The sequence below is a fragment of the Pirellulales bacterium genome (assembly GCA_035533075.1).
GTDB lineage: Bacteria > Planctomycetota > Planctomycetia > Pirellulales > JAICIG01 > DASSFG01.
The window spans coordinates 1-3,778 of sequence record DATLUO010000120.1; the positions used below are offsets into that span (position 1 = coordinate 1).

Here is a 3,778-nt window from a genome sequence, read left to right on the forward strand (position 1 = left end):
GTTGGTGAAAGAGGTCAACTATCGCGCGAAAGGCACGGAGATGTTCTGGAACGATCCTGAAGGAGGCGAGGCGATCCTGCAGGTCCGTGCCGCAGCCTTGAGCGACGACGACCGACTCGTCCGCCACCTCGACAGCCGCCCGGCTGCCCTTTCACTCGTCGGCCCAAATCATCTAAAGTGACAGCGGAAACTTGCAAAAGCTGACATGCACGCGATGGTGAATAAGATTCGTCCGGCTGCGGGTAGGCCACCCAATCTCTTTCACCATCCAGGCGAGCTGGATGGGGTCGAGGGCCCAATCGTCGTCATCCGTATAGACCGCCATCTCCTTCACCATCGAGGCAAGCTCGATGGGGTCGAATGAGGTTCGGCCGGGCGTGCTTACCACCAGCTTTGGCTGCTGGTTTTCGGCCGAAAGCAATCTCTGTCTGAGCCGGCTTTAGCCGGGCTTCTGTGGTGCATAATGCCACCAGCTTTAGCTGGTGGTCGCGACCGAATGATTCCCTTGTCAGCCGGCTTTAGCCTGGCTTCTCATCCCTGGCTTTAGCCTTGCTGGGGAGAGGTTTCAAGTGGACGCGCGCGGTCGAGAAGCACGGCTGAAGCCGGCTCCGATAGAGATTTGGATGGTGCCGCCCCCACCGGCTAAAGCTGGTGGCAGACGACAAAAAGCCCGGCTGAAGCCGGCTCAACCAATATCTTTTTCGTGTTGTGGCGACCATCGGCTGAAGCCGGTGGCCGGACGGGAGCCGCTTATTAGCTAGCGCTAACTAGGAAAACATGCCGTCGTGGCCGACGGCGTCGAAGGCGTGCGGGAAGTGTTCGACGGTCGGTTTGCCGCGGCCCGCCGGCCAGGTGATGGCCACCACGTCGAACCGGGCAGGGTACTCCAACAAACCGTGTCGCCGCAGGTAGGCCACGGCCAACCGGGTCAGCCGCCGCTGTTTGTCGTCGTCGACCGCGTCGGCCGGGTGGCCGGCATCCTGGGAGCGGCGCGTCTTCACCTCGACGAACACGACCGTGCGTCCGTCGACGGCCACCAGGTCGAGCTCGCCTAGCGCGGCCCGGCTGCCGCGGGCCACAATGCGGTATCCTCGCCGGCGCAAGTGCCGGGCCGCCAAGGCTTCGCCCCGTTGTCCGAGCGTCGCCGGTCGGAACCAACGTTGCCAACTCCGGGCGAGCCACGCACGGCCGAACATGGTGCGGTTCCCGCCAGCGCTTATTGCTGCTTGCCGGCTTCTTCTTTCTGATCGCCGCGCCGTTCGCGGAGCCGCACGGCCTTGCCGACCCGGTCGCGGAGGAAGTAAAGCTTGGCGCGGCGCACCACGCCCGAACGCTTGACCTCGATCTTGGCGATCCGCGGCGAATGCAGCGGAAACTTGCGCTCGACGCCTTCGCCCTGCACGATGCGGCGGACGACAAACATCTCGCGGGTGCCCGAACCGCTGCGGGCGATCACCACGCCGTTGAAAATCTGGATGCGTTCCTTTTCGCCTTCCAGAATGCGCGTGTGAACATCGACGGTGTCGCCGATCTTGAAGTCGGGCAGTTCCGCCTTGAGGTGCGGCTTTTCCACCTGGGCAAGTAGTTGCTGGCTCATAAAATGGGTCCTTTCTGTGTCGTAATCGTTTCTGGATAAGTTGTAGGGTGGGACCAGCGAGCTTGCGAGCGCCGGCCCACCGTCAAAGGGTTCAGGGTTCAGGGTTCAGGGTTCAGGCGCGCCCCGTAGCGGCCAATGTCCGCCGCACTTTGCGTTGGGCCGGCGCGAGTTGGTTCCACCTTAGGGCCTTCCTGAACCCTGAACCCTGAACCCTCTCACGCCGGCGCTCGCAAGCTCGCTGGTCCCACCCTACGTTTTTTTATCTCTTCGTTCCCGCGTCCGCTTCAAACTTTGCTCTCGCCGCCAACGGGCAATCTCGCCGTGATTGCCGCCGATCAGCACTTCCGGCACTTCGTGGCCACGGAACTCCCGCGGCCGCGTATACTGCGCCCCTTCCAACAGCCGATCGTCGCCTGAAAACGAATCCTGTTTGTTGCTTCGTTCGTCGCCCAGCACGCCGGGCACCAGGCGAAGCACGGCGTCGATCACCACCATCGCCGCCACTTCGCCCCCGTTCAACACAAAATCGCCGATCGAAATCTCGTCGGGGTGAAGGATCGCCTGCACCCGCTCGTCGAACCCTTCGTATCTGCCGCACAACAGCATCAGCCGCCGCTGGCCGGCCAACTCTTCGACCACCGACTGGTCGAGCCGCCGCCCCTGCGGCGACAGCAGCACCAAGTGACCGGGCTCGTCCGTCTGCGCGGCCACGGCCTCGACGCACTCGACGACGGGCTTGACCATCAGCACCATGCCCGGCCCGCCGCCATACGGTCGATCATCGACCGATTTGTGCCGCCCCTCCGCCCAATCGCGGATGTTGTGCAGCCGCACCTCGACCAGCCCGCGTTCAATCGCCAGGTTCAACAAGCTCTGACTCAGGTAGCCCGGAAACATTTCGGGAAACAGAGTCAGCACGTCGAAGCGCATGGATGATTGAAGTCGTGAACGTCGCTCCGGAGTCCCGGCGCGCCGGGATTCCCCGGCAGTCCAGCACCCAATGCGACGGCCTAGGAACGCCATCCTCCCGAGTGCGGAGTGCCGGGCTACTTTATTCGCGGGTCGCCTCCGGTGCGCTGCTGGCTTCCGCAGCCACTTCCGGCGTCGGTTCGGCGGCCACTTCCGGCGACGCTTCCACAGGCGCCTCGGCCGCGGCTTCGCCCTTCGGCTTGGGCACGTACACCGGTTCGGGCGGCGGCGGCACCTCTTTGGGCATCGCCAGCCGCTCGCGGGCCGCTTGCTGCGCCGCCAACTTGATGCCGGCCGGTCCATACTTCTTGATAAACACCTTCACATTCTCGCTGGGCTGGGCGCCCACGCTTAGCCAGTACGTCAGCCGCTCATGGTTGAGCGTGACGCGGGCGTCGGTGTCGGCGATCATCGGGTCGTACGTGCCCAGCTCTTCCAACACTTTGCCGTCGCGCGGGCTGCGCGAATCGGTGGCGCAAATGCGGAAAAACGGCCGGTGCTTCCGGCCCATCATCTTCATGCGAATCTTGACTGCCAAGTTATCTCCTTCAAGTTTGTGGTCCGTGGTCCGTGGTCCGTCGTCAGTGGTCGGTGACCGCTACGGACCACGGACCACGGACTATCTTCTTTTCTTCTGCTCCCGCGTGCGCTTGCGGGCCTCTTTTTCGCGCTGCTTGCGAAGCTTGTTTCGCTCATCGCTCGTCAGACGCTTGCCGGTGCCCACCTTTTTCTTGGTCAACATGCCGCCCGGATCGAACAGCCCCTGCTTCTGCAACTGTTGCACTTCGCGCATGCGTTCGCGCATGCCCAGGCCCGACATCCGCTTCATGACGTCGGCCATGACGTCGAACTGTTTCACGAGCTGGCTGATCTCGGCCGGATCGACGCCGGCGCCCGCCGCAATCCGTCGTCGCCGGCTGGCGTCGATGATCCGCGACGGGTTCCGCCGCTCGTCGGGCGTCATCGAGTCGATGATCCCCCGCAGCCGACGCATGTCGCCCTCGGCGTCGACGTCGCCCATCATGTCTTTCAGGGCGCCCATACCCGGAATCAAACCCATGACCTTTTGGAGCGGGCCGAGCTTGCCGAGTTGCCCCATCATGCGGCGGAAATCGTCGAGCGTAAACTCGCCTTTGCGCAGCCGCTCTTCCTGACGGGCCATCTCGTCCTGGTCGAACTTTTCTTGGGCCTGCTCGACCAACGAGACGATGT

At 63.5% G+C, this 3,778-nt stretch carries 7 protein-coding genes; 1 reads left to right on the top strand and 6 read right to left on the bottom strand.

Features of this window, described 5'->3' with window-relative positions:
* Positions 1-181: hypothetical protein (locus VNH11_15280; GenBank protein ID HVA47731.1), on the top strand; the 181-nt coding region annotated here is incomplete at its 5' end.
* Here the strand turns inward: VNH11_15280 and VNH11_15285 are convergent.
* From VNH11_15285 to VNH11_15310, 6 genes are all read right to left on the bottom strand, one after another.
* Positions 173-421: a hypothetical protein gene (locus VNH11_15285; GenBank protein HVA47732.1), complete on the bottom strand. Its 249-nt coding sequence runs from the start codon at positions 419-421 to the stop codon at positions 173-175. The genes VNH11_15280 and VNH11_15285 overlap by 9 nt on opposite strands.
* Before the next feature lie 346 nt (positions 422-767).
* On the bottom strand, positions 768-1,196 hold the full coding sequence (locus tag VNH11_15290; protein ID HVA47733.1) for a YraN family protein: 429 nt from the start codon (positions 1,194-1,196) through the stop codon (positions 768-770).
* A 20-nt stretch (positions 1,197-1,216) separates the two neighbouring features.
* Positions 1,217-1,597, bottom strand: coding sequence for a 50S ribosomal protein L19 (rplS, locus tag VNH11_15295; GenBank protein ID HVA47734.1), 381 nt, complete (start codon positions 1,595-1,597; stop codon positions 1,217-1,219).
* A gap of 249 nt (positions 1,598-1,846) precedes the next feature.
* Entirely contained in the window at positions 1,847-2,527 is a 681-nt protein-coding gene (trmD, locus tag VNH11_15300; protein ID HVA47735.1) for a tRNA (guanosine(37)-N1)-methyltransferase TrmD, read from the bottom strand.
* Between the two features lie 121 nt (positions 2,528-2,648).
* Entirely contained in the window at positions 2,649-3,104 is a 456-nt protein-coding gene (gene rpsP, locus VNH11_15305) for a 30S ribosomal protein S16 (GenBank protein ID HVA47736.1), read from the bottom strand.
* Between the two features lie 81 nt (positions 3,105-3,185).
* On the bottom strand, positions 3,186-3,778 hold a 593-nt coding region (locus tag VNH11_15310; GenBank protein ID HVA47737.1), incomplete at its 5' end, for a signal recognition particle protein.